Raw genomic sequence first — 24,885 nt, forward strand, 5'->3', positions numbered from 1 at the left:
ATTCCATTTTGAACTATATTTATAAGGTTATATTCCTTTATGCGGGCGGTTGCACTGTTAAAGTGCTGATATCAAAAAAGATAAACAACATACAGGGGTGTTTATGATGTTTGCAAAAGTTCGTCGCCAATGGTTGTTGGGCGTGGTGGGCGTTGCGTTGGCCGCCGGTTTGACGACTCAAACCTACGCCGCCGACAATCTGCTGCAGCAGGTGAAACAGCGCGGCACGCTGATCGTCGGGCTGGAAGGCACCTATCCGCCGTTCAGCTTCCAGGGTGAAGACGGCAAGTTGACCGGTTTTGAAGTGGATTTCGCCAACGCGCTGGCGGAACATCTGGGCGTGAAAGCCAAGCTGAACCCGACCAAGTGGGACGGCATGCTGGCGTCGTTGGACTCGAAACGTATCGACGTGGTTATCAACCAGGTGACGCTCTCCGATGAGCGCAAGAAGAAATATGACTTCTCCACCCCTTACACCGTTTCCGGTATTCAGGCGCTGGTGAAAAAGGGCAACGAAGGCACCATTACCAAGCCGGAAGACCTGAAGGGCAAGAAGGTCGGCGTTGGCCTGGGCACCAACTATGAGCAATGGCTGCGCGAGAACGTGCAGGGCGTAGACGTGCGCACCTACGACGACGATCCGACCAAGTATCAGGATCTGCGCGTTGGCCGCATCAACGCCATTCTGGTGGATCGCCTGGCGGCGTTGGATCTGGTGAAGAAAACCGGCGATACGCTGGCGGTGGCCGGCCCGGCATTCTCCCGCCAGGAGTCCGGTGTGGCGCTGCGCAAAAATAACCCAGAGCTGCTGGCCGCGATTGACCAGGCGATCGCCGAGATGCAAAAAGACGGCACGCTGGCGAAGATCTCCGAAAAATGGTTTGGCGCGGACGTAACTAAATAATGCACGAAAGTATTCAACTGGCGCTGGATTCAGCGCCATTTTTATTGAAGGGCGCCATACTGACGCTGCAGCTGAGCCTGGGCGGTATGGCGCTAGGCTTGTTGCTCGGTTTTCTGTTGGCGCTGATGCGCCTTTCGCCGCTGTGGCCGCTGTCGTGGCTGTCGCGCATTTACGTGTCGCTGTTCCGCGGCACGCCGTTGATCGCCCAGCTGTTTATGATCTACTACGGTCTGCCGCAGTTCGGCGTTGAATTCGATCCCTTCCCGGCGGCGCTGATTGGCCTGTCGCTCAATACCGCCGCCTACACCTCAGAAACGCTGCGCGCGGCGATTTCGTCGATCGACAAAGGGCAGTGGGAAGCCGCCGCCAGCATCGGCATGACCCGTTGGCAAACCCTGCGCCGGGTGATCCTGCCGCAGGCGGCGCGCACCGCCTTGCCGCCGCTGGGCAACAGTTTTATCGGCCTGGTGAAGGACACCTCGCTGGCCGCCACCATTCAGGTGCCGGAACTGTTCCGCCAGGCGCAGCTCATCACCTCGCGCACGCTGGAAGTGTTCACCATGTACCTGGCGGCATCGCTGATTTACTGGGTGATGGCGACCCTGCTTTCCGCACTGCAAAACCGTCTGGAAGCCCACGTTAATCGCCAGGATCAGGAGTAACGCATGAGTGCCATTGAAGTTAAGCAATTGACCAAGCAGTTCAAAGGTCAGACGGTGCTGCATGGGATCGATCTGGCGGTGGACGCCGGTGAAGTGGTGGCGATCATCGGCCCGAGCGGTTCCGGGAAAACCACCTTGTTGCGCTGCATCAACCTGCTGGAGGAGCCGGATTCCGGCACCATTCGCGTCGGCGATATCCTGATCGACGGCAGCAAGCCGCTGAGCAAACAGAAAAATCAGGTGCGCGCGCTGCGCCAGCAGGTCGGTTTCGTGTTCCAGAACTTCAACCTGTTTCCGCACCGTTCGGTGCTGGAAAACATCATCGAAGGGCCGGTTATCGTTAAAGGCGAGGCGAAAGCCAGCGCCGAACAGCGCGCTCGTGCGTTGCTGGCCAAGGTGGGGCTGAGCGGCAAAGAGGCGGCTTATCCGCGTCGGCTGTCCGGCGGGCAGCAGCAGCGGGTGGCGATCGCGCGCGCGCTGGCGATGCAGCCGGAGGTGATTTTGTTCGATGAGCCGACGTCGGCGCTCGATCCCGAGCTGGTGGGGGAAGTGCTCAATACCATGCGTTCACTGGCGGAAGAGAAACGCACCATGGTGATCGTCACCCATGAGATGAGCTTCGCTCGCGACGTGGCCGATCGGGTTATCTTTATGGATCACGGCCGCATCGTCGAACAGGGTCCGGCCAAAGCGCTGTTCGCCAATCCGCAGCATCAGCGTACCCAGCAATTCCTCGATAAGTTCCGGAATCAATAAGGCGTCGGGGGCGTTTCCCCCGACCGCATTCACTGTGCTTTCAACAATTCATTGCGCGCGGCGGCGGCGAGAAATCCGCTGCGGCTGCCGTATCCCGGATATTACCGAACCCGAAAGTCAATGCGTCTCGTAGCGCTCTGACGCGGCTTTCAAGCAGAGTAATCCGTCTATGATGTTATCGTCCATGAGCGACGCCCCACCCTGTAAGGATAATAAGGCGCTAACGGCAGGTCGGCCTGCGGACAATAAAAAACCCTGCACTCGTGCAGGGTTTGCGTAGCGGTAAGCCCATCAGGCTGCAACGCGTGCAGCCTTGAGGATGCGTTAACCGATGGTCATCAGGCTGGCGTTACCGCCGGCGGCGGCGGTGTTGACGCTCAGCGAACGTTCGATCAGCAGGCGTTCCAACAGAATGTTGGTTTCACCGTGGGCGAAGCCCTGCACCGAGACGATGGCGCCGCCGCGCTGCGCGATCTGCTCGCACAGGGTGCGCAACTGGTCGGCATCGCCGTGGTAGATGGCGGCGTCGAACTCGACCTTGTCCTGCTGCCAGTCTTTGCTGAAGGCGATGCGCGCCTGCACATCGTTCGGCAAGCGGCGGAACAGATTGCGTTGCAGTTCCGCTTCCGGCCACAGCGCGCAGCTACCAACCGCCAGCACGGCGGCCAGCTGGATCAGCGCGTCGGTTTCGTTATCCGCCAGGCACAGCACGCGTTCACGCGGCAGCAGGGCATAGGTGTTGCGCTCGCCGGTCGGGCCCGGCAGCGGACGTACGGTGCCGCCCTGGCCCAGTTCCGCATAACGTTGCGCCAATGCCGCCAGTTCGCCGTGCTGGCTGGTGACCGCCCACTTCTCCAGCGATTGCAACGCGCCCAGCAGCTGCGGCCGCGCGGTGGCTTCCATCGGGCGCTCTTCGTCCTGGCGGTGCAGCGTACGTTGCAGCGCGTCGTCCGGACGGTTGGCCAGCAGACGGTACAGGTACAGCGGGCCGCCGGCTTTCGGGCCGGTGCCCGACAGGCCTTCGCCGCCGAACGGCTGCACGCCGACCACTGCGCCGACCATGTTGCGGTTGACGTACAGGTTGCCGACCTTGGCGCGTTCGGTCACCCGGGCGATGGTTTCATCGATACGGGTGTGAATGCCCAGCGTCAGGCCGTAACCGGCGGCGTTGATCTGATCGACCAGCGCGTCCAGATTGTTGCGCTGGAAGCGCACCACGTGCAGCACCGGCCCGAAGATCTCTTTCTGCAGCTCGTCGAAGCTGTCGAGCTCGATCAGCGTCGGCTTGATGAAGGTGCCGCGCGCCCACTCTTTTTCATCCTGCGCGCTGCCTTTGGCGGCCTGGTACACCTTGCGGCCTTTGGCGCGCATTGCCTGGATGTGGCGTTCGATGCCGGTTTTGGCTTCGGCGTCGATCACCGGGCCCACGTCGGTGGAAAGGCGCTCCGGGTTGCCCATGCGGCATTCGGCCATCGCGCCGCGCAGCATTTGCAGCGTGTGCTCGGCCACGTCTTCCTGAATGCACAGGATACGCAGCGCGGAGCAACGCTGCCCGGCGCTGTCGAAGGCGGAAGCCACCACATCGGTCACCACCTGTTCGGTCAGGGCGGAAGAGTCGACGATCATGGCGTTCAGGCCGCCGGTTTCGGCGATCAGCGGCGTCGGCCGGCCTTGCGGATCGAGACGACCGGCGATGCTGCGCTGCAGAATGCCGGCGACGTCGGTGGAGCCGGTGAACATCACGCCGCGGACGCGGGCGTCGTTGACCAGCGTCGAGCCGACGGTTTCACCCTGGCCCGGCAGCAACTGCAGCACGCCTTGCGGAATGCCGGCCTCCAGCAGGATGCGCACCGCCTGCGCGGCCACCAGCGGCGTTTGCTCGGCCGGTTTGGCCAGCACGCTGTTGCCCGCCGCCAGCGCGGCGGCGATTTGGCCGGTGAAGATCGCCAGCGGGAAGTTCCACGGGCTGATGCAGACCACCGGGCCCAGCGGGCGGTGGCTGTCGTTGGCGAAGTCGTCGCGCACCTGGCCGGCGTAGTAGTGCAGGAAGTCGACCGCTTCACGCACTTCGGCGATGGCGTTGTTGAAGGTTTTACCCGCTTCACGCACCAGAATGCCCAGCAGGCTTTGCAGCTGGCTTTCCATCAGTTCGGCGGCGCGTTCGAGGATCGCGGCGCGTTCCGTCGGTGGCGTAGCGAACCAAATTGGGCCGGCGGCCGCGGCGGCGTCGAGCGCGCGGCTGACTTCGCCTTCGGTGGCTTCACGCACGTAGCCGACCACATCGCCCGGCTCGGCCGGGTTGATCACCGGCTGCTCCACGCCCTGATCCAATTCGGCGTCGATAATCGGTTCCGCGCGCCACGGATGGCTGGCGCTGGTGAGCAGGGCGCTGGAGAGCGAGGCCAGACGCTGTTCGTTGGACAGATCCAGACCGCTGGAGTTAACGCGTTTCTCGCCGTACAGCTCGCGCGGCAGCGGGATGCGCGGATGCGGCAGGCCAATCTGGCCTTCGTTGGCCGCCAGCGCTTCCACGGCGCTGACCGGATCGGCCACCAGTTCGTCGAGCGGCAGGGTGGCGTCGGCGATGCGGTTGACGAACGAGGTGTTGGCGCCGTTTTCCAGCAGGCGGCGCACCAGGTAAGCCAGCAGCGTTTCATGGGTGCCGACCGGTGCGTAGATGCGGCAAGGGCGGTTCAGTTTGCCGTCGGCCACTTTACCCACCACCTGTTCGTACAACGGCTCACCCATGCCGTGCAGGCACTGGAATTCATACTGGCCAGGGTAGTAGTTGTTGCCGGCCAGGTGATAGATGGCGCTCAGGGTATGGGCGTTGTGGGTCGCGAACTGCGGATAGATCAGGTTCGGCACCGACAGCAGTTTGCGGGCGCAGGCCAGGTAGGAAACGTCGGTGTACACCTTGCGGGTGTAAACCGGATAACCTTCCAGGCCGTCCATCTGGGCGCGTTTGATTTCGCTGTCCCAGTAGGCGCCTTTCACCAGACGGATCATCAGGCGGCGGCGGCTGCGTTGCGCCATGTCGATCACCGCGTCGATGGCGAACGGGCAACGTTTCTGATAGGCCTGGATCACGAAGCCGATGCCGTTCCAGCCGGCCAACTGCGGCTCGAAGCACAGCTTCTCCAGCAGATCGAGCGAGATTTCCAGGCGGTCGGCCTCTTCGGCGTCGATGTTGATGCCGATATCATACTGACGTGCTTGCAGGGTCAGCGACAGCAGGCGCGGATAAAGCTCTTCCATCACGCGTTCGTACTGCGCGCGGCTGTAGCGCGGGTGCAGGGCGGACAGCTTGATGGAGATGCCGGGGCCTTCATAGATGCCGCGGCCGTTGGAGGCTTTGCCGATGGCGTGGATCGCCTGCTGGTAGGAAACCAGGTAGGCCTGCGCGTCGGCTTCGGTCAGGGCGGCTTCGCCCAGCATGTCGTAGGAATAGCGGAAACCTTTTTCTTCCAGCTTGCGCGCGTTGGCCAGCGCTTCGGCGATGGTTTCGCCGGTCACGAACTGCTCGCCCATCAGGCGCATCGCCATGTCCACGCCTTTGCGGATCAGCGGTTCGCCGCTCTTGCTGATAATGCGGTTCAGCGAACGGGACAGATTGGCTTCGTTATGCGTGGACACCAGCTTGCCGGTAAACAGCAGACCCCAGGTCGCGGCGTTGACGAACAGCGACGGGCTGCGCCCCAGGTGCGAATGCCAGTTGCCGTTGCTGATCTTGTCGCGGATCAGGGCATCGCGGGTCGGTTTGTCCGGAATGCGCAGCAGCGCTTCCGCCAGGCACATCAGCGCCACGCCTTCCTGCGAGGAGAGGGAGAACTCTTGCAGCAGGCCTTGCACCATGCCGGCGCGGCCGTTTGCACTTTTTTGGTTACGCAATTTCTCGGCGATGCCATAGGCCATTTTGTGAGTGGCCTGCGCAAGATCGGCGGGTAATCGCGCCTGTTCGAGCAACATCGGCACCGCTTCGGTCTCTGGGCGGCGATAGGCGGCGGTGATGGCGGCGCGGGTCACCGACTGAGGCAGAATTTGTTCGGCGAAATCGAGGAATGGCTGGTGTGACTCTTCCTGCGCTTGCGGCATAATGTCGTCCGCTTCAGGCTGGCCCGCTGCGGCCAGCGCTGGAATTTCAGGAATATCGGTACCGCTCTCGAGACGCTCGAGGTAATTAAAGATGGCCTGCTTGATGAGCCAGTGCGGCGTGCGATCGATGCGCTGCGCGGCGCTCTTGATCCGGTCGCGTGTTGCCTCGTCGAGTTTCACGCCCATTGTGGTAGTGCCCATGCCTGTCCAACTCCTGTGTTTAGAACCTATCCCATCAGGCTAGACAAACAGCAGGCCGGAAAGCCTGTTGGGATAGGTTCGTGAGATGTGTGGGTTAAGAATGCAGACAATATCCTGCATGTTGCAACTTTGTGCAACCTTGTTAAATCAGGCTGATGAGCGAAGTGTGAGTTTCATCGATTTTTTAACACGGGCAGTTGGCATGAATGTTGCGTTATTGAGCGAATGCGGCGGAGTTTATGATGCCGCAAGCGCTTTACCTTGCGGTATATAAGGGTAATAGCAAGGTGCAACTCATTTTGCTTGTCGTGAGTGCAACCTTTGAGCCCGGTAAATGTGACGCAGGGTAAACTTTGTGTAACTTTGTTGTTAAATATCTTGTTGGTTGATGAAAGGCTCATCTAGGATAACCGACGGTCAACAATTACGGGCAGAAACTATTTTACCTGCACTTGCTAGCAGGCTGCGCCACGTTCCGGCGCGGCGGCCAGTGAAATGCATTGCGCGTGGGTTTACCGGCGCCGGCATGGCCGGAGCGAAACGCGAATAATAATGAAAGTGGAGAATTAAATGACAATGAGCACACCTATGCTGGTGACCTTCCTGGTGTACATTTTCGGGATGGTGCTGATCGGCCTGCTTGCCTACCGGGCAACCAATAACTTTGATGACTATATTCTCGGCGGCCGCAGTTTGGGCAGCGTGGTGACCGCGCTGTCCGCCGGCGCTTCCGACATGAGCGGCTGGTTGCTGATGGGCCTTCCGGGCGCCATCTTCCTCTCCGGCATCTCTGAAAGCTGGATCGCCATCGGCCTGACCATTGGCGCTTACCTGAACTGGAAGCTGGTGGCAGGAAGGCTGCGCGTGCATACCGAAGCCAACAATAACGCCCTGACGCTGCCGGACTATTTCACCAGCCGTTTTGAAGACAACAGCAAGCTGCTGCGGGTGATCTCGGCCATCGTCATTCTGGTGTTCTTCACCATTTACTGCGCCTCCGGCATCGTGGCCGGCGCGCGCCTGTTCGAAAGCACCTTCGGCATGAGCTACGAAACCGCCCTGTGGGCCGGCGCCGCGGCGACCATCCTGTATACCTTTATCGGCGGTTTCCTGGCGGTGAGCTGGACCGACACCGTACAGGCCAGCCTGATGATTTTCGCGCTGATCCTGACGCCGGTGATCGTGATCTTCGCCGTCGGCGGCATCGATACGTCGATGCTGGTGATCCAGGCGAAGAACCCGGCCAACCTCGATATGCTGAAGGGGCTGAACTTCGTCGCCATCCTGTCGCTGCTGGGTTGGGGCCTGGGCTACTTCGGCCAGCCGCACATCCTGGCGCGCTTCATGGCGGCTGATTCTCACCGCACCATCCGCAGCGCGCGCCGCATCAGCATGACCTGGATGATCCTGTGTCTGGCCGGGACCATCGCCGTCGGTTTCTTCGGCATCGCTTACTTCGCCAATAACCCGGATCAGGCCGGCAACGTGTCGCAGAACGGCGAACGCGTGTTCATCGAACTGGCGATGTTGCTGTTCAACCCATGGGTGGCGGGCGTGCTGCTGTCGGCGATTCTGGCGGCGGTCATGAGCACCCTGAGCTGCCAACTGCTGGTGTGCTCCAGCGCGATCACCGAAGACCTGTACAAGGCGTTCCTGCGCAAGGGCGCCAGCCAGCGTGAGCTGGTGTGGGTCGGCCGCGTGATGGTGCTGGTGGTGGCGTTGATCGCCATCGCCTTGGCGGCCAACCCGGAGAACCGCGTACTGGGCCTGGTGAGCTATGCCTGGGCCGGTTTCGGCGCCGCCTTCGGCCCGGTTGTGCTGATCTCGGTAATGTGGTCGCGCATGACCCGCAACGGCGCGTTGGCCGGTATGCTGGTCGGTGCGGTGACGGTGATCGTCTGGAAACAGTACGAATGGTTGGGCCTGTACGAAATCATCCCTGGCTTCATCCTGGGTTGCCTGGCTATCGTGGTGGTGAGCCTGATGGGCCGCCAGCCATCCTCAACCATGACCGAACGTTTCGATCAGGCGGAAGCCGAATACAAAACGGTATAACGCCGTTCGATGTCAGTCGGCAAGGGGCGCGCAGAGCGCCCCTTCTTTTTGCCTGTTTGCCCGTCATTCAGCTGTAACACCTGGCGACATTTGATTAGAAAAAATCACGCTTGCGCCTCTTGTATTTCTTTTTGCCAGAATGATAATCACTCTCGTTGTATTTTACGTTTCTTTACATACTCGCCGCGGCTCATTTCGAGCCGGTTTGCTCTGCCGCCGCGGTCTTTTCAGGGGTGATTAGTTATGTTCGTTCCCTTTCTTATCATGTTCCGTGAGGGGCTGGAGGCCGCGCTGATCGTCAGCCTGATCGCCAGCTACCTGAAGCGCACGCAGCGCAGCCAATGGCTGGGCGCGGTGTGGATCGGCGTAATTGTCGCTGCGGCGCTGTGTCTGGCGCTCGGCATCTTCATCAATGAAACCACCGGCGAGTTCCCGCAGAAGCAGCAGGAGCTGTTCGAAGGCATCGTGGCGGTGGTGGCGGTGCTGATCCTCACCTATATGGTGTTCTGGATGCGTAAGGTGTCCAAATCGGTCAAGGTGCATCTGGAAGGGGCTATCGATCAGGCGCTCAGCGCCGGTAAAGGGCAGGGATGGGCGCTGGTGGCGATGGTGTTCTTCGCCGTGGCGCGCGAAGGGCTGGAGTCGGTGTTCTTCCTGCTGGCGGCGTTTCAGCAAGACGTGGGCGCCGCGGCGCCGATCGGCGCGGTGCTCGGCCTGGTGGCCGCCATCGTGCTGGGCATGATGATTTACTGGGGCGGGGTGAAGCTGCACCTGGCCAAATTCTTCAAATGGACCAGCCTGTTCATTCTGTTCGTCGCCGCCGGCTTGGCCGCCGGGGCGATCCGCGCCTTCCACGAAGCCGGTCTATGGAACCACTTCCAGGACATCGCCTTCGATTTCAGCAGCACCCTGTCGACCCATTCGCTGTTCGGCACCCTGCTGGAAGGCATTCTCGGTTACCAGGAAGCGCCGACGGTCAGCGAAGTGGCGGTCTACTTCCTGTATCTGATCCCGGCGCTGATTTTCTTTTTCCTGCCGCAGCGCGCGGAGCCGGCAGCGGCCCCGGCGCAACGTAAAATCAATCATTAATGTTTAATAGGGAATCTCGTATGTCTACTCCGTTATTTCGCCGCAAGGCGTTGCACGCAGCATTACTGGCTATCCCGGCGTTTGCGCTGAGCCTCGACGCCTTGGCCGCGGACGTGCCGCAGGTCAAGGTTACGGTTAACGACAAGCAGTGCGAACCGATGCAGCTGACGGTCCCGGCCGGCAAGACGCAGTTTGTGGTGCACAACACCAGCCAGAAAAACGTCGAATGGGAAATCCTGAAAGGGGTGATGGTGGTGGAAGAGCGCGAGAACATCGCGCCGGGCTTTACCCAGAAAATGACCGCCACGCTGGAAGCGGGCGAATATGACATGACCTGCGGGCTGCTGAGCAATCCGAAAGGCAAACTGATCGTCACCGCAGCGGCCAACGGCGCCACCGACGGCAAGCCGAACGCGCTGGACTTGGTTGGCCCGATCGCCGAATACAAGGTTTACGTCACCAAAGAAGTCGATGGGTTGGTGAAACAGACCAAGCTGTTTACCGACGCGGTGAAGGCCGGCAACGTGGAGCAGGCGCGCAAGCTGTATGCGCCGACCCGCCAGCACTATGAGCGCATCGAGCCGATCGCCGAGCTGTTCTCCGATCTGGACGGCAGCATCGACGCCCGCGAAGACGACTACGAGAAGAAAGCGGCGGACCCGAACTTCACCGGCTTCCACCGTCTGGAGAAGGCGCTGTTTGCCGACAACTCGACCAAAGACATGGGCAAATATGCCGATCGTCTGTATCACGACACCGTTGAGCTGCAAAAACGCGTGAGTGAACTGACCTTCCCGCCGAGCAAGGTGGTGGGCGGCGCAGCCGGGCTGATCGAAGAAGTGGCGGCCAGCAAGATCAGCGGTGAAGAAGACCGTTACAGCCGCACCGATTTGTGGGACTTCCAGGCCAACGTCGACGGCGCGCAAAAGATAGTCAATCTGCTGCGCCCGCTGCTGGTTAAGGCCAATAAGCCGCTGCTGGACAAGATCGACGCCAACTTCAAAACCGTGGACACCATTTTGGCGAAGTACCAAACCAAAGAGGGTTATGAGTCCTATGAGAAGCTGACCGATGCCGATCGCAATGCGTTGAAAGGGCCGATCACCACGCTGGCGGAAGATCTTTCCCAGCTGCGCGGCGTATTGGGTCTGGACTGAGGCATACGGTTATGAGCAACAAGGCAGGCCCGCATAACGGGCCGCATCCGCAATCGCAGGGGGCGGCATCGCCTTCGCGACGCCGTTTGCTGCAAGGGCTGGGGCTGGGCGCGCTGGCGCTGGGCGGCAGCCGCCTGGCGCAGGCGGCGGGCAACGCGGCGGAGCCGTTGGCGACGCCGCAGGATGAGCGCTGGCAGAAACAGCCGTTTTATGGCCGCCATCAGGCTGGGGTGCTGACGCCGCAACAGGCGGCGATGATGCTGGTGGCGTTCGATGTGCTGGCGACCGACAAAGCGGGGCTGGAGCGCCTGTTCCGGCTGCTGACCGATCGCATCGCCTTCCTGACTCACGGTGGCAAGGCGCCGGAGGTGGACGCCAAGCTGCCGCCGCTCGATTCCGGCATCATGGGGCCGGAGATTTACCCGGACAACCTGACCATCACCGTGTCGGTCGGCGCATCGCTGTTTGATGAACGCTTTGGTCTGCAGGCGCAAAAACCGCTGCGGTTGCAGAAAATGACCCGCTTCCCCAACGATGCGTTGGACGCCGCGCTTTGCCACGGCGACCTGCTGCTGCAGATCTGCGCCAACACCAACGAAACGGTGATTCACGCGCTGCGCGACATCATTAAGCATTCGCCGGATCTGCTCAGCGTGCGCTGGAAGCGGGAGGGGTTCATCTCCGCGCACGCGGCGCGCAGCAAAGGCAAAGAGACGCCGATCAACCTGTTGGGTTTCAAAGACGGCACCGCCAACCCGAAAACCGACGACAAACCGCTGATGGATAAGGTGGTGTGGGTCGGCGACAACGTCGGCGAGCCGGCGTGGACGGCCGGCGGCAGCTATCAGGCGGCGCGCATTATTCGTTTTCGCGTCGAGTTTTGGGATCGCACGCCGCTGCAGGAGCAGGAAACCATCTTCGGCCGCGAGAAGCACAGCGGGGCGCCGCTGGGCATGCAGCATGAACATGACGAGCCGGACTACGCGAACGATCCCGACGGCAAGGTGATCCCGATGGATGCGCACATCCGGCTGGCTAACCCTCGCACGCCGGAAAGCCAAAGCAACCTGATGCTGCGGCGCGGCTACAGTTATTCCCTTGGCGTCTCCAATGCCGGGCAGCTGGAAATGGGGCTGCTGTTCGTCTGCTATCAGGCCGATCTGGAGAAAGGCTTCCTGACGGTGCAAAAAAGGCTGAACGGCGAAGCGCTGGAGGAATACATCAAGCCGATTGGCGGCGGGTATTTCTTCGTGTTGCCGGGCGTGAAAGAGGGCGGCGATTATCTGGCCAGCGGCCTGCTCAAGGCCTGAAGCAGGAATGACGAGGCGGGATCTTCCGCCTCGTTTTACGTTTGTCTTACCCGCTGCAGGGGGCAGTGAACGATGAAACGCAATTCAATGCTTTGCCGGCAGATTAAAAAACACGCAGTCATGCTGTTTTTGATTGCGCAAAATTTAATCGGGAAACTAAAGTGTCATTCGCGGGTTTTAATTGTAATGCATTGATATTTATTGATTATAATTTTCTATGGAATGACGTCTTGGGCGTGATATAGTGTTTTAGCGTTAACTGAAAACAAAAAATATTAAATTTTTTTACATTTTAGTAACGCCGTGGGATTGAATGTCATTATACTGTAATCATCTGGCGGTAGTTTTCACACGGTGCACAGCTTGAAGCTGTAAATATCACTGCGGGGATCGCTAATGGTAAAGTCCTTGGTTGGGCTGGAAAGAAAAAATAACACATCTCCCCTGATTTCTCGTTGTAACGAGGGTTCTCTCTCCGACTCTCTTTTACCGGCAACTCCGCACTCTTATCGCTACCGAATCTCATCGCTTTTTACTCCACGTTTATTGATGCAGTCCGCGTTGTCCCGTGAAGACACGGCGCTTAAGCGTTGCCGTCGATTCACTTTGTCCCTTGGCTCTTATTGGCTCGGAGGAGGCCAAAACCTAATACGTGTGTGAAACATAATCGCGCGGCCTGGCCGTTGCGGTAGGTGAAACAAACTGTAAGGTGCCACTATGGGTAGACAGAAAGCAGTGATCAAAGCACGTCGTGAAGCGAAACGCGTTATTCGTCGTGACGCTCGTAGTCATCGCCAGCTGGAAGAAGAGTCTGTGACCTCGCTGGTGCAAATGGGGGGAGTCGAGTCTATCGGCATGGCGCGAGACAAGCGCGATAGCTCACCCATCGAGGCTAGAACCGAAGCTCAGGGTCATTACTTATCAGCCATAGAGAATAAGCAGCTGATCTTCGCCACTGGCGAAGCCGGCTGCGGCAAAACATTTATCAGCGCCGCCAAGGCGGCGGAGGCGCTGATCCATAAAGAGGTGGATCGGATTATCGTTACCCGTCCTGTTTTGCAGGCGGATGAAGACCTCGGTTTCTTGCCGGGGGATATCTCCGAGAAGTTCGCGCCTTATTTCCGCCCGGTGTATGACATTCTGGTGCGCCGTTTAGGATCTTCCTTTATGCAGTACTGCCTGCGCCCGGAAATCGGCAAGGTAGAGATTGCGCCGTTCGCTTACATGCGCGGGCGCACCTTCGAAAATGCGGTCGTTATCCTGGATGAAGCCCAGAACGTGACCGCCAGCCAGATGAAAATGTTCCTGACCCGCCTGGGGGAAAACGTGACGGTTATCGTTAACGGCGACGTGACCCAGTGTGACCTGCCGCGCGGCGTGAAATCCGGCCTCAGCGATGCCCTGGAACGCTTCGAAGAGGACGAGATGATCGGCGTTATCCGCTTTGAAAAACAGGACTGCGTGCGTTCCGCTCTGTGCCAGCGCACGCTCAACGCTTACAGTTAACCTATCCGCTAATGGAAAGGCCGCTTCGGCGGCCTTTTTTATCTCCGCAATTTCCCCTCTCGTTTAACCTTTGTGTAAATTATTGTGGTTTTCTGTATAGATTTTCGTTGAGTTAGCGTTAATGATTAATGGGTTCCAGATTGGCGCGCAATTTGCCTGTGCCGCCAAAAGGACATTATCTGGGGTGTGCGCCGCGCGGCGCATAGCGTGTGGGTTCCTTGATGCGATTCAAACATGAAATACATCATTCTGCTTTTGCTTATTTTATGCGTCGTCTATGTGCATTACCGCGGGCGGGTGCGCTACAACGTGTGGCGTCAGCTGTCTGACCATTCCACCTTTACCGCACCGCTGAACGTCTTCATGTATCTGTTTTCCCGTGTGCCGACCACGCCGTACCTGAAGCCGGAGCAGTTTCCTGAGCTGGCGGTACTGCGGGAGAACTGGGAAACCATCCGCGACGAAGGACAGAAGCTGATGGAGATCCAGCAGATCAAAGCGTCCGATCAATTCAACGACGCCGGCTTCAACTCGTTTTTCAAGACCGGTTGGAAACGCTTTTATCTGAAATGGTATGAAGACAGCCATCCCTCCGCCATGACCCTGTGCCCGCAGACCACGGAACTGCTGCGCAGCCTGCCTTCGGTCAAGGCGGCGATGTTCGCCGAACTGCCGGATGGCAGCCGGTTGCCGCGCCACCGCGACCCTTACGCCGGTTCGCTGCGTTATCACCTGGGGCTGATTACCCCCAACGATGACCGCTGCTTCATTGAGGTGGACGGCGAACGCTACAGCTGGCGCGACGGTGAAGGCGTGATGTTCGATGAAACCTATCTGCACTACGCGGAAAATCAGAGCGGGCAGAATCGTCTGATCCTGTTCTGCGACATCGAACGGCCGATGCGCTACCGCTGGGCGCAGGCGGTTAACCACTGGCTGGGGCGCAATCTGATGAGCGCCGCCACCGCGCCGAATGAAGAGGGCGATCGCACCGGCGGCGTCAACAAGATGTTCAAATACATCTATGCGATACGCCGGGTGGGGAAACGCCTGAAGGCCTGGAACCGCACCGGCTATTACATCATCAAGTGGATTTTGTTCGGGGGGATCGCCGCGGCGATATTCTTCTCGGTATAACGCAGGCAGGGGCGCACAGAGTGCGCCCCTTTTTGATCAGGCGAAGATCGTCATCATGTAGGCGGCGAACAGCGCCAGGTGAGCGGTGCCGTTCAGCACGTTGGTGCGGCCGGTCGAGAACGACAGCTGGCACAGCAGCAACACCGTCAGCATCACCACGATATGCGGCGTTTGCAGGCCGAAGATCAGCGTCTGCCCGGTCAGGGTAGCGATGATGGTGACCGCCGGCACGGTCAGGGAGATGGTCGCCAGCACCGAACCGAAGAACAGGTTCATGGCGCGTTGCACCTGGTTGTTCAACACGGCGCGCAGCGCGCCCAGGCCTTCCGGCGACAGGATCAGCAGCGCCACCAGGAAGCCGGTGAACTGCGCCGGCGCATTCATCTTGGTCAGCAGGCCTTCCAGCGGATTGGCATTGAACTTGGTGACGGCGATAACCGCGATCAGGTGCACGATGAGCCAGGCGGCGTGCCAGGCGCTGCTGTGCGAAGAAGGCTTGCCGTGGTGCGGGTCGCCATCGTCGTCTTCATGCTCGTACACGAACAGGCTCTGGTGGGTTTTGGTCTGGATCACCAGGAACACGCCATACATGGCGGCGGAGATCAACGCCACCAGCAGTGCTTGCCCGGTGCTGAAGTTGCCGCCTGGCAGCGCGCTCGGGAACACCAGCACGATCACCGCCAGCGGGAAAATCGCCATCAGGTACTGTTTGATGCCGCCCAGGTTGACGTACTGGGTGGCGAACTTGCGCCCGCCGAGCAGCAGCGCGAAGCCGACCAGGCCGGCGGAAACGATCATGATGATGGAGTACAGCGTGTCGCGCATCAGCGCCGGCGCGGCGTCGCCGGTGGCCATCAACGCCGAGATCAGGCTGACTTCGAGGATCACCACCGACAGGCTGAGGATCAGCGAGCCGTAGGGTTCGCCCAATCGGTGGGCCAGCACGTCGGCGTGGCGCACCACGCTGAAGGCGCTGCTGAGGATCCCCACCAGCGCGAGAATATTGATGCCGACAATCAGCGGAAAGTTAGCGGTGCTGCCCCATAAATTCAACACCACCAGCGCGGCGATGGGGAAGATCAGCGAGTATTCGGTGTGGCGAGACTTGGTGGATCGGCCAGGATCGTGTTGCGACTTCATGAGGGTGGCACTCCTTCTCAAACAGCGTAGCCCGTCAGCGCCGGTCGCCGTGATGCGGCAACTCTGCGTTTCCAGTAGGTATTTTATATTAGGATACACCCGCGGCGCCGGTGTGATGTTGTTTTTATCTGAGAAAGCAATTGCTTGCTTTATGTGATCAGGGTAACAAAAAAACCGCACGGGGTGCGGTTTTATTTACTTACTTTTACGCAATAACGCTAATTTTTAACGTTAGATTTGAGAAAAGTCGTGTTTACTTGTTTACTGCTCGGTTAATCAAGGAGAATGAGACGGTCAGTCGTCAATATTATCCATGATTTCATGCCGTTTATTGTGGTAACCCTCTTCATTTAGCCCCTCACGCCAGTAAGGCACGGCATAAAGACGATTACGATCGCATTGACGTTCGCGCCGTAGGTAACGGCGCAACTCTACTACCAGGCGATCTTCACCGGCGAGCCAGAAATGCGCTTCACCCTGCGGCACGGACTGCGCGCGGAACCGAGCGACCAATTCGTCGGTTTTCTCTGTGCCGCCGACGACCCAATTCACCTCAACGCCGGCAGGCTTTTTCAGGTCAATCACGTCGGCAGTGCTATCGACGCGGACGAAAGCGCGCCCGGCGCCGTGCGGCGGCAGGTTTTCCAGCAGCGCGGCCAACGCCGGCAGCGAAGAAGGATCGCCCGCCAGGCAGTAGAAGTCGGCGGCCGGCAGCATCGGTTTGGGGCCGCCTGGATTGCTGATGCCGATTTTATCGCCGATTTTCGCCTGGCGCGCGAAGTCGACCGCCGGTCCCTGGTGATCGTGAATGGCGAATTCGATGTCCACTTCCGCCTGTTCCGGGCGCACGGCGCGAATGGAATAGGTGCGCACGATCGGGCGCACGGCATCGGCAGCCCAGCGCGGGCCGTTTTCGGTCAGCGTCGGCAGATCCGGCTGCGTTTGGCCGGCGAGCGGCAAAAAGACCTTGATGTGCGCGGCGGCGGCGTTGGCCGGGTAGTAGCGCAGATCGGGCGCGGTAAAGGTGATGCGGCGCAGGTGCGGCGTAATGTCCTGTACGGCGCTGACGGCGATCAGGTAGGGGGCGCGTGAGCGAGGGGATTCGGTAGTCACGGGGATCTCCTTATAGGTCGTTTGGCGGTGAGTATACCATGCCGTTTGATAATGAGAATTGTTTGCTCATTGAGGCGTAACCGCGTGTGGGCTAGGCTTAAGGTTCACGCAATACGCACGGGAGGATGTGATGCCATACCAAGACACGAACGACTTGCCGGACAATGTGAAGCATGTGCTGCCGGAACATGCGCAGGCGATCTATAAAGAAGCGTTTAACAGCGCCTGGCAACAATACCGGGATCCCGACGATCGGCGCGGTGACGACAGCCGGGAGGAGACGGCGCATAAAGTGGCCTGGGCGGCGGTCAAGCAAAGCTATCGCAAGGGCGACGACGAACGCTGGCATAAAAAGTAACGCCTCTATGCCCCGGTAAGAATCGCGCAGACGTTATGCTGACCTCGGCAATTAATATTGTTGCTGCTCAGTACAAATACTTTTCCACGTTAACGCCGCTTTGCAACTTGATTGCGCGGCGGGAAAAGAATATGGTCATTATTAATCGGCGCGGTTATTGAATTAATAAAATTCCGCACCAAAAAATAAAATTGCAAAGGTTCAGTAGTGGCGAGGGAGGACGAGAAATCGTATTCCCGGGAGGTTGTAACAGTGTTAACGCGAGATTTTCTGCAAAAAGCGGATTGCAAAACCGCCTTTGGCGCTATTGAGGAGTCGCTGTTGCTGACGCCTGAACAGCGCGCAGCCTCGTTGGAATGCACGCTATCGCGCCGGCCGGATCACAGCCCGGTATGGGTATTCGGTTACGGTTCGCTGATGTGGAATCCGGTTTTCGAATCTGAAGAAGTGCGGCCCGCCATGCTGCAGGGCTGGCATCGGGCGTTCTGCATGCGTTTGACCGCCGGGCGCGGCACGCTGCATCAGCCGGGGCGCATGCTGGCGCTGAAAGAGGGCGGCCAGACCACCGGATTGGCGTTTCGTCTGCCGGAAGGCAAGCTGCGAGAAGAGCTGGAGCTGCTTTGGAAGCGCGAAATGGTGACCGATTGCTACGTGCCGACCTGGTGTGAACTGCAGTTGGATGGCGGAGAGACCGTCACGGCGCTGGTGTTCGTGATGAACGCGCAGCACCCGCTGTTTGAAGCAGACACCAGCCACCAGGTGATCGCGCCATTGATCGCCAGCGCCAGCGGCCCGCTGGGCACCAACGCGCAATACCTGTTTGCGCTGGATAACGAGCTGAAGCACCACGGCATGCAGGATGATTGCATCGGCGATCTGGTGCGCTATGTACAGCAATGGTTGCAGCAAAACCGCACCGGCGGCATCGGCAGCGAGGCCACCGCCTGAGGCTGCGGCGGGAATGCGAACGGTGAGGGGCTCAGCATGCTGGGCCCTTTTTTATATCTAATGCCTCTATTTAATAACTTTATTCTGCATGATGACTTAAGTCGCTTTATTTGTGTGGTTATTTATCTCTTTATTTTTAAAGCCATTCATCATTTTCCCCCGTCCTCATCCCCCGAGAGCCACGATAAATAATTCACTTAGTATTAAATTGCATAAGTAAAGGTTATTTCTTATTTGTTCAGCCCCGCAGGACTCCGTATCAATATGGCAGACGCTACTGCAAGAAACAGGGAGACGGGGATGAACTTTCAACAATTAAAAATTATTCGCGAATCGGCGCGCTGCAACTACAACCTGACCGAGGTCGCCAATACCTTATTTACTTCGCAGTCCGGCGTTAGCCGACATATTCGCGAGTTGGAAGAAGAGCTGGGCATCGAAATATTCATTCGCCGCGGCAAACGGCTGCTGGGCATGACCGAGCCCGGCAAAGAGCTGCTGGTGGTGGCGGAGCGCATTCTTAACGACGCGAACAACATCCGTCGCCTGGCGGATGTCTTCAGCAGCAACGATTCGGGGCAGCTGCATATCGCGACGACGCACACCCAGGCGCGCTATAGCCTGCCGGGGGTGATCAAAGAGTTTCGCGCGCTTTACCCACGGGTGCGGGTGGTGCTCAATCAGGGCAGCCCGGAGGAGATCGTCTCGATGCTGGCCGCCGGTGAAGCCGATATCGGCATTGCCAGCGAACGGCTGATGAGCGACGAGTCGCTGGCGGCGTTCCCTTACTACCGCTGGCATCACACCATTCTGGTGCCGGAAGGGCACGAGTTGACGCGGCAGCCGCAGGTGACGCTGGAGATGCTCAGCACCTTGCCGCTGATCACCTACCGCCAGGGCATTACCGGCCGCGCGAAGCTGGATGCGGCGTTCAAATCGGCGGGCCTGACGCCGGACATCGCGCTCAGCGCGCAAGATTCCGACGTGATTAAAACCTATGTCGAGCTGGGGTTGGGCGTGGGCGTGCTGGCGGACATGTCGTATGAAAAAGAGCGCGATCGCGGGTTGGTCAGCCTCAACGCCGAGCATTTGTTTGAACCCAATACGGTCTGGCTGGGCCTGAAACGCAGCCAGCTGCAGCGCAACTATGCCTGGCGCTTTATTCAGCTGTGCAACCCGACGTTGTCGCTGACCGAAATCAAAGACAAGGTCTTCTCGTCGCAGCTGGATGCGGTGATTGACTACCAGATTTAATCGATAGCGGCAGGCAATGCCTGCCGCACATGCTGCATCGCCTGCCTAATAATCAAAATCCCATCTATATACATAAAAAGAATATCTATAGTGATTTAAGTACCTTCAGCTGCCGATCGTGCTCGCATACACTCGCAAAATTATTATAAATTCCATCCGCTTGGAGAGTTTCAGATGAAAGCGCTCGTTCCTTCTTTGCTGTTTTTGGCCGTGGCGGCCAGCGTAAACGCACAGGCGGCGACGCCGGCCAACACGCTGGTGATCGCGCAATCTATCGATGACGTGGTCAGCTTTGACCCGGCCCAGGGATTTGAGTTAACCACGGTGCAGTCGTTCAACAGCCTGTATCAACGTCTGATCCAGTCAGATCCGCACAATCCCATCGATCTTAAACCAACCCTGGCCAGCAGCTGGCAGGCCGGCGCCGACGACCGCAGCCTGACTTTCAGCCTGCGCCCGGACGCCACGTTCGCCAGCGGCAATCCGCTGCGGCCGGAAGACGTGATCTTCTCGCTTTCACGGGTGGTTAAACTCAATCTCGAACCGTCGTTTATCCTGACGCAGCTGGGCTGGAACGCGAAGAACGTGGAGCAACACCTGAGCAAGGTGGACGAGCACACGGTAAAAATCAGCTGGAGTGAGAACGTCAGCCCGGCTTTCGTGCTCAGCCTGCTGTCGGCGCCGGTATCCTCGATCGTCGACGCCAAAGAGGCGCTGGCGCACCAGCAGGGCGACGATCTGGGGCACCAATGGTTGAACAGCCACTCCGCCGGCAGCGGCCCTTACAAAATCCGCACCTATGTGCCGCACGAAGTGGTGGTGCTGGACGCCAATCCCGGCTCGCCGGAAGGGGCGCCGACGCTGAAAACCATCCTGATCAAAAACGTGCCCGATCCGGCGGCGCGCCGTTTGCTGATCGAGCAGGGCGATGCCGATATCGCCCGCAACCTGGGGGCGGACCAGATGGCGGCCCTGAAGGGCAAGCCGGGCGTCAAACCGTTGGCCATTCCTTACGCCTCGCTTTATTTCCTGCAGTTCAACGCCAAGGCGTCGCCGGCGCTCGGCAATCCGGCGTTCTGGGAGGCGGCGCGCTGGCTGTTCGATTACCAAGGCATCGCTGACGATCTGCTGAAAGGGCAATTCCAGAGCCATCAGGCATTCCTGCCGGACGGTTATCTGGGCGCGCTCAAGGATCAGCCGTACAGCTTCAATCCGCAGAAAGCCAAAGAAATACTGGCCAAAGCGGGGCTGAGCAACGTCAGTTTCCGCCTGGACGTCAACAACCAGCCGCCGTATCTGGATATCGCCCAGGCGCTGCAGGCCAGTTTTGCCCAGGGCGGCGTGAAGGTCGAACTGGTGCCGGGCATCAGTTCGCAGGTCTCCACCAAGGTGAAAGCGCTTAACTACGATGCGACGCTGACCTCCTGGGGGCCGGATTACTTCGACCCTAACACCAACGCCGCCGCCTTCGCCTACAACCCGGAAGACGGCAGCAAGACGCTGGCCTGGCGCGCCAACTGGCAGATCCCGGCGCTGAGCAAGCTGACGCTGGCCGCCACCGCGGAAAATGACACCGCCAAACGGGTGGCAGACTACCAGCAACTGCAAAAACAGGTGCAGCAAAGCTCGCCGTTTGTCATCGGCCTGCAGGCGCGCAGCCTGATTGCGGTGCGTGACAACCTCAAGGGCTATGTGCAGGGCATCAACCCTGACATGGTGTTCTACAGCAAGGTCAGCAAGTAATGGCCGCTGACCTGTCCGCCGGCGCCGGGGCGGCCCGGCGGTATTGGCGCTGGGGCGGGCGGCTGCTCGGCGGCGTGCTGTCTCTGGCGCTGACGTTGCTTGGCCTGCTGCTGTTCACCTTCATGCTGTCGCACCTGGCGCCGATCGATCCGGCGCTGCAGGTGGCGGGCGATCACGCCAGCGAAGCCACCTATGCGCAGGTGCGGCACGAGCTGGGGTTGGATCAGCCGCTGCCGGTGCAATTTTGGCGTTACCTGGTGCACCTGGCGCACGGCGATTTGGGCATTTCGCGTATTACCGCGCAGCCGGTGTTGAGCGATCTGTTGCGCACCTTCCCGGCGACGGTGGAGCTGGCCACCTGCGCCATTATCCTCGGCGCCCTCGGCGGCATTACGCTGGCGTTTCTGGCGGTGCTCAAACCGGGCAGCTGGCTGGATAACGCGGCGCGTCTGCTGTCGTTGATCGGTTATTCGGTGCCGATTTTCTGGCTGAGCCTGCTCGGGCTGTTGCTGTTCTACGCCACGCTGCATTGGTCGGCGGGGCCGGGGCGGCTGGACGACATTTACTTGTACAGCATGGAGCCGCGCAGCGGTTTCGTGTTGATCGACAGCTGGCTGTCCGGCGATCGTGAAATGTTCTACAACGCCATCGGCCACCTGTGGCTGCCGGTGGTGGCGTTGGCGCTGCTGTCGATGGCGGGCATCACCCGGCTGCTGCGGGCGGCGATGCTGGAAGAGTGCAACAAGGAATACGTGACGCTGGCGCGTTCCAAGGGCGCCGGCCGCCTGCGCATTCTGCTGCGCCATGTGTTCCCCAACGTGTTGGGCACGCTGATCACCGTACTGTCTCTCTCCTACGCCAGCCTGCTGGAGGGCGCGGTATTGACCGAAACGGTGTTCGCCTGGCCCGGCGTCGGGCGTTACCTGACCTCGGCGCTGTTTGCCGCCGACACGCCGGCGATCCTCGGCGCCACGCTGCTGATCGGCACCTGTTTCGTGCTGTTGAATGCGCTGGCCGACGCCTTGACCTATTTAGTGGATCCGCGAACCCGATGAGCCAATATCTCTCTGAACACGAACCGCAAAGCGAGCCGGCCGTCGGTTACCGCCGCGGTCGACGTCTGACCACGCTGACGCTGGGCGCGGCGCTGGTGGCGATCCTGATCGTCACCGCGCTGCTGGCTCCGTGGCTGGCGCCTTTCGATCCCAATCTGCAGCATATCGAGCTGCGGTTACTGCCGCCTTCGGCTGCACATTGGCTGGGCACCGACGGCTTTGGCCGCGATTTGCTCTCCCGCGTGATTTACGGCGCGCGGCCGACGCTGATCCTGGTGTCGCTGATTCTGGTGTTGACCATTCCCATCGGCCTGCTGGTCGGCATTTGCGCCGGTTACCTCGGCGGCTGGGTCGAGCGCATTTTGATGCGTCTGACCGACATTTTCCTGTCGCTGCCGAGTCTGGTGATCGCGCTGGCATTCGTGGCGGTCATGGGACCGGGGCTGATGAACGGCGCGCTGGCGCTGGCATTGACCAGCTGGCCGGCCTTTGCCCGCCAGGCGCGGGCCGAAACCCTGGCGCTGCGCCGCAGTGACTACCTGGCGGCGGCGCGCATGCAGGGCATCAACGGGTTGCGGCTGATGGTCGGCCACATTTTGCCTTTATGCTTGCCGAGCGCGGTGGTGCGTGCGGCGCTGAGCCTGGGCGGCATCATCCTGTCCGCCGCCGGTCTGGGGTTCCTCGGCATGGGCGTCGCGCCGCCGACCGCCGAATGGGGGTCGATGGTGGCCGAAGGCAGTAAAGTGATTTTCGACCAATGGTGGGTCGCCGCCGCACCAGGCGGGGCGATCCTGTTCGCCAGCCTGGCGTTTAACCTGCTGGGCGATGGCCTGCGCGACAAAATGGATCCTCGTCATGGGCACTGATAACACGTTATTGACCGTTGAACGGCTGGCGATCGGCGTGCCGGGGCCGCAGCCGGCGGCGCTGGTGAAGAATATCTCGTTCAGCATGGGGCGGGAGCGGCTGGCGCTGGTCGGCGAGTCCGGCTCCGGCAAATCGTTGACCGCGCGCGCGCTGATGGGGCTATTGCCGCCGCCGTTGCAGCTGCAGGCGCAGCGCCTGACGCTGGGCGACGACGACTTGACGCGCCTGAGCGAGCGCCAGTGGAGCCGCCTGCGCGGCGACCGGGTGGCGATGGTGATGCAAGATCCCAAGTATGCGTTGAATCCCAATCAGCCGATCGGTCGTCAAGTGGAGGAACCGTTGGTGTTGCATGCCAAGCTGAGCCGCGCCGAGCGGCGTGAAAAAGTGCTGGAGATGCTGGCGGCGGTGGGATTGCCCGATCCGGCGGCGCTGTGCGGCCGTTATCCGCATCAGCTCTCCGGCGGCATGGGGCAGCGGGTGATGCTGGCCATTGCGTTGATCAACGATCCGCAACTGTTGATTGCCGATGAACCGACTTCGGCGCTGGATCACCAGATGCGCGATCAGGTGCTGCAACTGATAGACAATCTGGTGGCGCAACGCAACATGGGGCTGATCCTGATCAGCCACGATTTGCAGCAGGTGGCGCACCACTGCGAGCGGGTGCTGGTGATGTACAAAGGCGAGCTGTTGGATCAACTGCCGGCAGCAGAGCTGGCGCAGGCCACGCATCCTTATACTCGCACGCTGTGGGCGTGCCGGCCGAGCCGCGAGACGCGCGGCAAACCGCTGCCGGTGCTGGACCGCGCGCTGTTGGAGACGTTGAAATGAGCGTAATTGCACTGGAGAACCTGAGCGTCAGTCACCGCCAGGGCTACGAGCTGCGCACCGTGGTGCATGAGGTTAACCTGCACATCGAACCGGGTGAGTGTTTCGGGCTGGTGGGGCCTTCCGGCTGCGGCAAGTCCTCGTTGCTGTGGGTGCTGGCCGGGCTGAATGGCAGCTGGCAGGGCGGTTTTGAGCTGCTGGGGCGGCGGCTGCAACCGGGGCAGGCATTTACCGGCGAGCTGCGGCGCGAGGTGCAGATGGTGTTTCAGGATCCCTATGCTTCGCTACACCCCAAGCACCGGCTGTTGCGTACGCTGTCGGAACCGCTCAAATTGATGCAGGAAAGCGACATCGAACGCAAGATCAGCGCGGGCTTTCGCCAGGTGGGGTTGGATCCGCGCCTGCTGGATCGCTACCCGCATCAGCTGTCGGGCGGCCAGCGGCAGCGCGTGGCGATCGTGCGCGCCTTGCTGTTGCGGCCGAAGCTGCTGCTGCTGGATGAACCGACTTCGGCGTTGGACATGTCGGTGCAGGCGGAGATCCTCAATCTGCTCAACGAGCTGAAACAGGCGGGCGATCTGACTATGGTGCTGGTCAGCCACGATGCGGACGTGATTGACCACATGTGCGATCGTTCGGTGGCAATGGCGCACGGCCGCATCATCGTTTGACCCAATGCCCGTCAATGCGGCGGGCATATCCATCTT

General features: G+C 60.0%; 20 protein-coding genes. 17 read left to right on the top strand and 3 right to left on the bottom strand.

Annotation, left to right across the window (positions count from 1 at the left end):
* Positions 1 to 103 precede the first annotated feature (103 nt).
* Genes tcyJ through tcyN form a run of 3 tightly spaced genes read left to right on the top strand, consistent with a single transcriptional unit; the run spans position 104 to position 2,322 of the window.
* A complete protein-coding gene (gene tcyJ, locus ACJ8PL_RS12425) occupies positions 104 to 904 on the top strand; it encodes a cystine ABC transporter substrate-binding protein (protein WP_016927325.1) in 801 nt (266 codons plus the stop codon).
* The gene (gene tcyL, locus ACJ8PL_RS12430) at positions 904 to 1,566 is read left to right on the top strand and encodes a cystine ABC transporter permease (protein ID WP_016927326.1); all 663 of its coding nucleotides are present in this window, start codon (positions 904 to 906) and stop codon (positions 1,564 to 1,566) included. Before tcyJ ends, tcyL begins: the two co-directional genes overlap by 1 nt.
* Positions 1,567 to 1,569: 3 nt before the next feature.
* Positions 1,570 to 2,322, top strand: coding sequence for an L-cystine ABC transporter ATP-binding protein TcyN (gene tcyN, locus ACJ8PL_RS12435; protein WP_015378232.1), 753 nt, complete (start codon positions 1,570 to 1,572; stop codon positions 2,320 to 2,322).
* Between the two features lie 324 nt (positions 2,323 to 2,646).
* On the opposite strand, the gene putA is transcribed toward tcyN, so the two are convergent.
* Positions 2,647 to 6,618: a trifunctional transcriptional regulator/proline dehydrogenase/L-glutamate gamma-semialdehyde dehydrogenase gene (putA, locus tag ACJ8PL_RS12440; protein WP_049299138.1), complete on the bottom strand. Its 3,972-nt coding sequence runs from the start codon at positions 6,616 to 6,618 to the stop codon at positions 2,647 to 2,649.
* A gap of 570 nt (positions 6,619 to 7,188) precedes the next feature.
* Between putA and putP the strand changes: the two genes are divergently transcribed.
* The 6 genes from putP (at position 7,189) to lpxO (ending at position 14,872) form a co-directional block, all read left to right on the top strand.
* Complete coding sequence (putP, locus tag ACJ8PL_RS12445) at positions 7,189 to 8,673, top strand: sodium/proline symporter PutP (RefSeq protein ID WP_015378228.1); 1,485 nt, start codon at positions 7,189 to 7,191, stop codon at positions 8,671 to 8,673.
* Between the two features lie 243 nt (positions 8,674 to 8,916).
* Positions 8,917 to 9,762 (top strand): iron uptake transporter permease EfeU, encoded by an 846-nt coding sequence (gene efeU / locus ACJ8PL_RS12450; RefSeq protein ID WP_016927330.1) that lies wholly within the window; start codon positions 8,917 to 8,919, stop codon positions 9,760 to 9,762.
* 20 nt (positions 9,763 to 9,782) lie between these two features.
* Positions 9,783 to 10,919, top strand: a complete 1,137-nt coding sequence (efeO, locus tag ACJ8PL_RS12455; protein ID WP_016927331.1) for an iron uptake system protein EfeO — start codon at positions 9,783 to 9,785, stop codon at positions 10,917 to 10,919.
* Between the two features lie 11 nt (positions 10,920 to 10,930).
* The gene (gene efeB, locus ACJ8PL_RS12460) at positions 10,931 to 12,229 is read left to right on the top strand and encodes an iron uptake transporter deferrochelatase/peroxidase subunit (RefSeq protein ID WP_016927332.1); all 1,299 of its coding nucleotides are present in this window, start codon (positions 10,931 to 10,933) and stop codon (positions 12,227 to 12,229) included.
* Between the two features lie 717 nt (positions 12,230 to 12,946).
* The gene (gene phoH / locus ACJ8PL_RS12465; RefSeq protein ID WP_015378226.1) at positions 12,947 to 13,735 is read left to right on the top strand and encodes a phosphate starvation-inducible protein PhoH; all 789 of its coding nucleotides are present in this window, start codon (positions 12,947 to 12,949) and stop codon (positions 13,733 to 13,735) included.
* Between the two features lie 234 nt (positions 13,736 to 13,969).
* Positions 13,970 to 14,872 (top strand): lipid A hydroxylase LpxO, encoded by a 903-nt coding sequence (gene lpxO, locus ACJ8PL_RS12470; RefSeq protein ID WP_015378219.1) that lies wholly within the window; start codon positions 13,970 to 13,972, stop codon positions 14,870 to 14,872.
* A 36-nt stretch (positions 14,873 to 14,908) separates the two neighbouring features.
* On the opposite strand, the gene chaA is transcribed toward lpxO, so the two are convergent.
* Together chaA and ACJ8PL_RS12480 are read right to left on the bottom strand one after the other, a co-directional pair.
* Positions 14,909 to 16,012 carry a sodium-potassium/proton antiporter ChaA gene (gene chaA / locus ACJ8PL_RS12475; protein WP_004934723.1) on the bottom strand — a complete coding sequence of 368 codons (1,104 nt, stop codon included), beginning with the start codon at positions 16,010 to 16,012 and terminating at the stop codon, positions 14,909 to 14,911.
* Positions 16,013 to 16,306: 294 nt separating this feature from the next.
* Complete coding sequence (locus ACJ8PL_RS12480; protein WP_016927334.1) at positions 16,307 to 17,125, bottom strand: siderophore-interacting protein; 819 nt, start codon at positions 17,123 to 17,125, stop codon at positions 16,307 to 16,309.
* A gap of 130 nt (positions 17,126 to 17,255) precedes the next feature.
* Here ACJ8PL_RS12480 and chaB point away from each other — a divergent pair, with 130 nt between their 5' ends.
* From chaB to ACJ8PL_RS12520, 8 genes are all read left to right on the top strand, one after another.
* Positions 17,256 to 17,483 carry a putative cation transport regulator ChaB gene (gene chaB, locus ACJ8PL_RS12485; RefSeq protein WP_016927335.1) on the top strand — a complete coding sequence of 76 codons (228 nt, stop codon included), beginning with the start codon at positions 17,256 to 17,258 and terminating at the stop codon, positions 17,481 to 17,483.
* 252 nt (positions 17,484 to 17,735) lie between these two features.
* On the top strand, positions 17,736 to 18,431 hold the full coding sequence (locus tag ACJ8PL_RS12490; protein ID WP_016927336.1) for a gamma-glutamylcyclotransferase: 696 nt from the start codon (positions 17,736 to 17,738) through the stop codon (positions 18,429 to 18,431).
* A 300-nt stretch (positions 18,432 to 18,731) separates the two neighbouring features.
* The gene (gene cbl / locus ACJ8PL_RS12495) at positions 18,732 to 19,685 is read left to right on the top strand and encodes an HTH-type transcriptional regulator Cbl (protein ID WP_004934716.1); all 954 of its coding nucleotides are present in this window, start codon (positions 18,732 to 18,734) and stop codon (positions 19,683 to 19,685) included.
* A 174-nt stretch (positions 19,686 to 19,859) separates the two neighbouring features.
* The gene (locus ACJ8PL_RS12500) at positions 19,860 to 21,428 is read left to right on the top strand and encodes an ABC transporter substrate-binding protein (RefSeq protein ID WP_016927337.1); all 1,569 of its coding nucleotides are present in this window, start codon (positions 19,860 to 19,862) and stop codon (positions 21,426 to 21,428) included.
* The gene (locus ACJ8PL_RS12505) at positions 21,428 to 22,483 is read left to right on the top strand and encodes an ABC transporter permease (RefSeq protein ID WP_118891944.1); all 1,056 of its coding nucleotides are present in this window, start codon (positions 21,428 to 21,430) and stop codon (positions 22,481 to 22,483) included. Before ACJ8PL_RS12500 ends, ACJ8PL_RS12505 begins: the two co-directional genes overlap by 1 nt.
* Entirely contained in the window at positions 22,480 to 23,349 is an 870-nt protein-coding gene (locus ACJ8PL_RS12510) for an ABC transporter permease (RefSeq protein ID WP_016927339.1), read from the top strand. The genes ACJ8PL_RS12505 and ACJ8PL_RS12510 overlap by 4 nt, the downstream gene beginning before the upstream one ends.
* Positions 23,339 to 24,181 (top strand): ABC transporter ATP-binding protein, encoded by an 843-nt coding sequence (locus tag ACJ8PL_RS12515; protein WP_110147103.1) that lies wholly within the window; start codon positions 23,339 to 23,341, stop codon positions 24,179 to 24,181. The genes ACJ8PL_RS12510 and ACJ8PL_RS12515 overlap by 11 nt, the downstream gene beginning before the upstream one ends.
* Positions 24,178 to 24,849 (top strand): ABC transporter ATP-binding protein, encoded by a 672-nt coding sequence (locus ACJ8PL_RS12520; protein WP_016927341.1) that lies wholly within the window; start codon positions 24,178 to 24,180, stop codon positions 24,847 to 24,849. The genes ACJ8PL_RS12515 and ACJ8PL_RS12520 overlap by 4 nt, the downstream gene beginning before the upstream one ends.
* The last annotated feature ends 36 nt before the right edge of the window (positions 24,850 to 24,885 follow it).

It is taken from the genome of Serratia sp. CY83965 (assembly GCF_052166375.1).
Lineage (GTDB): Bacteria > Pseudomonadota > Gammaproteobacteria > Enterobacterales > Enterobacteriaceae > Serratia > Serratia marcescens.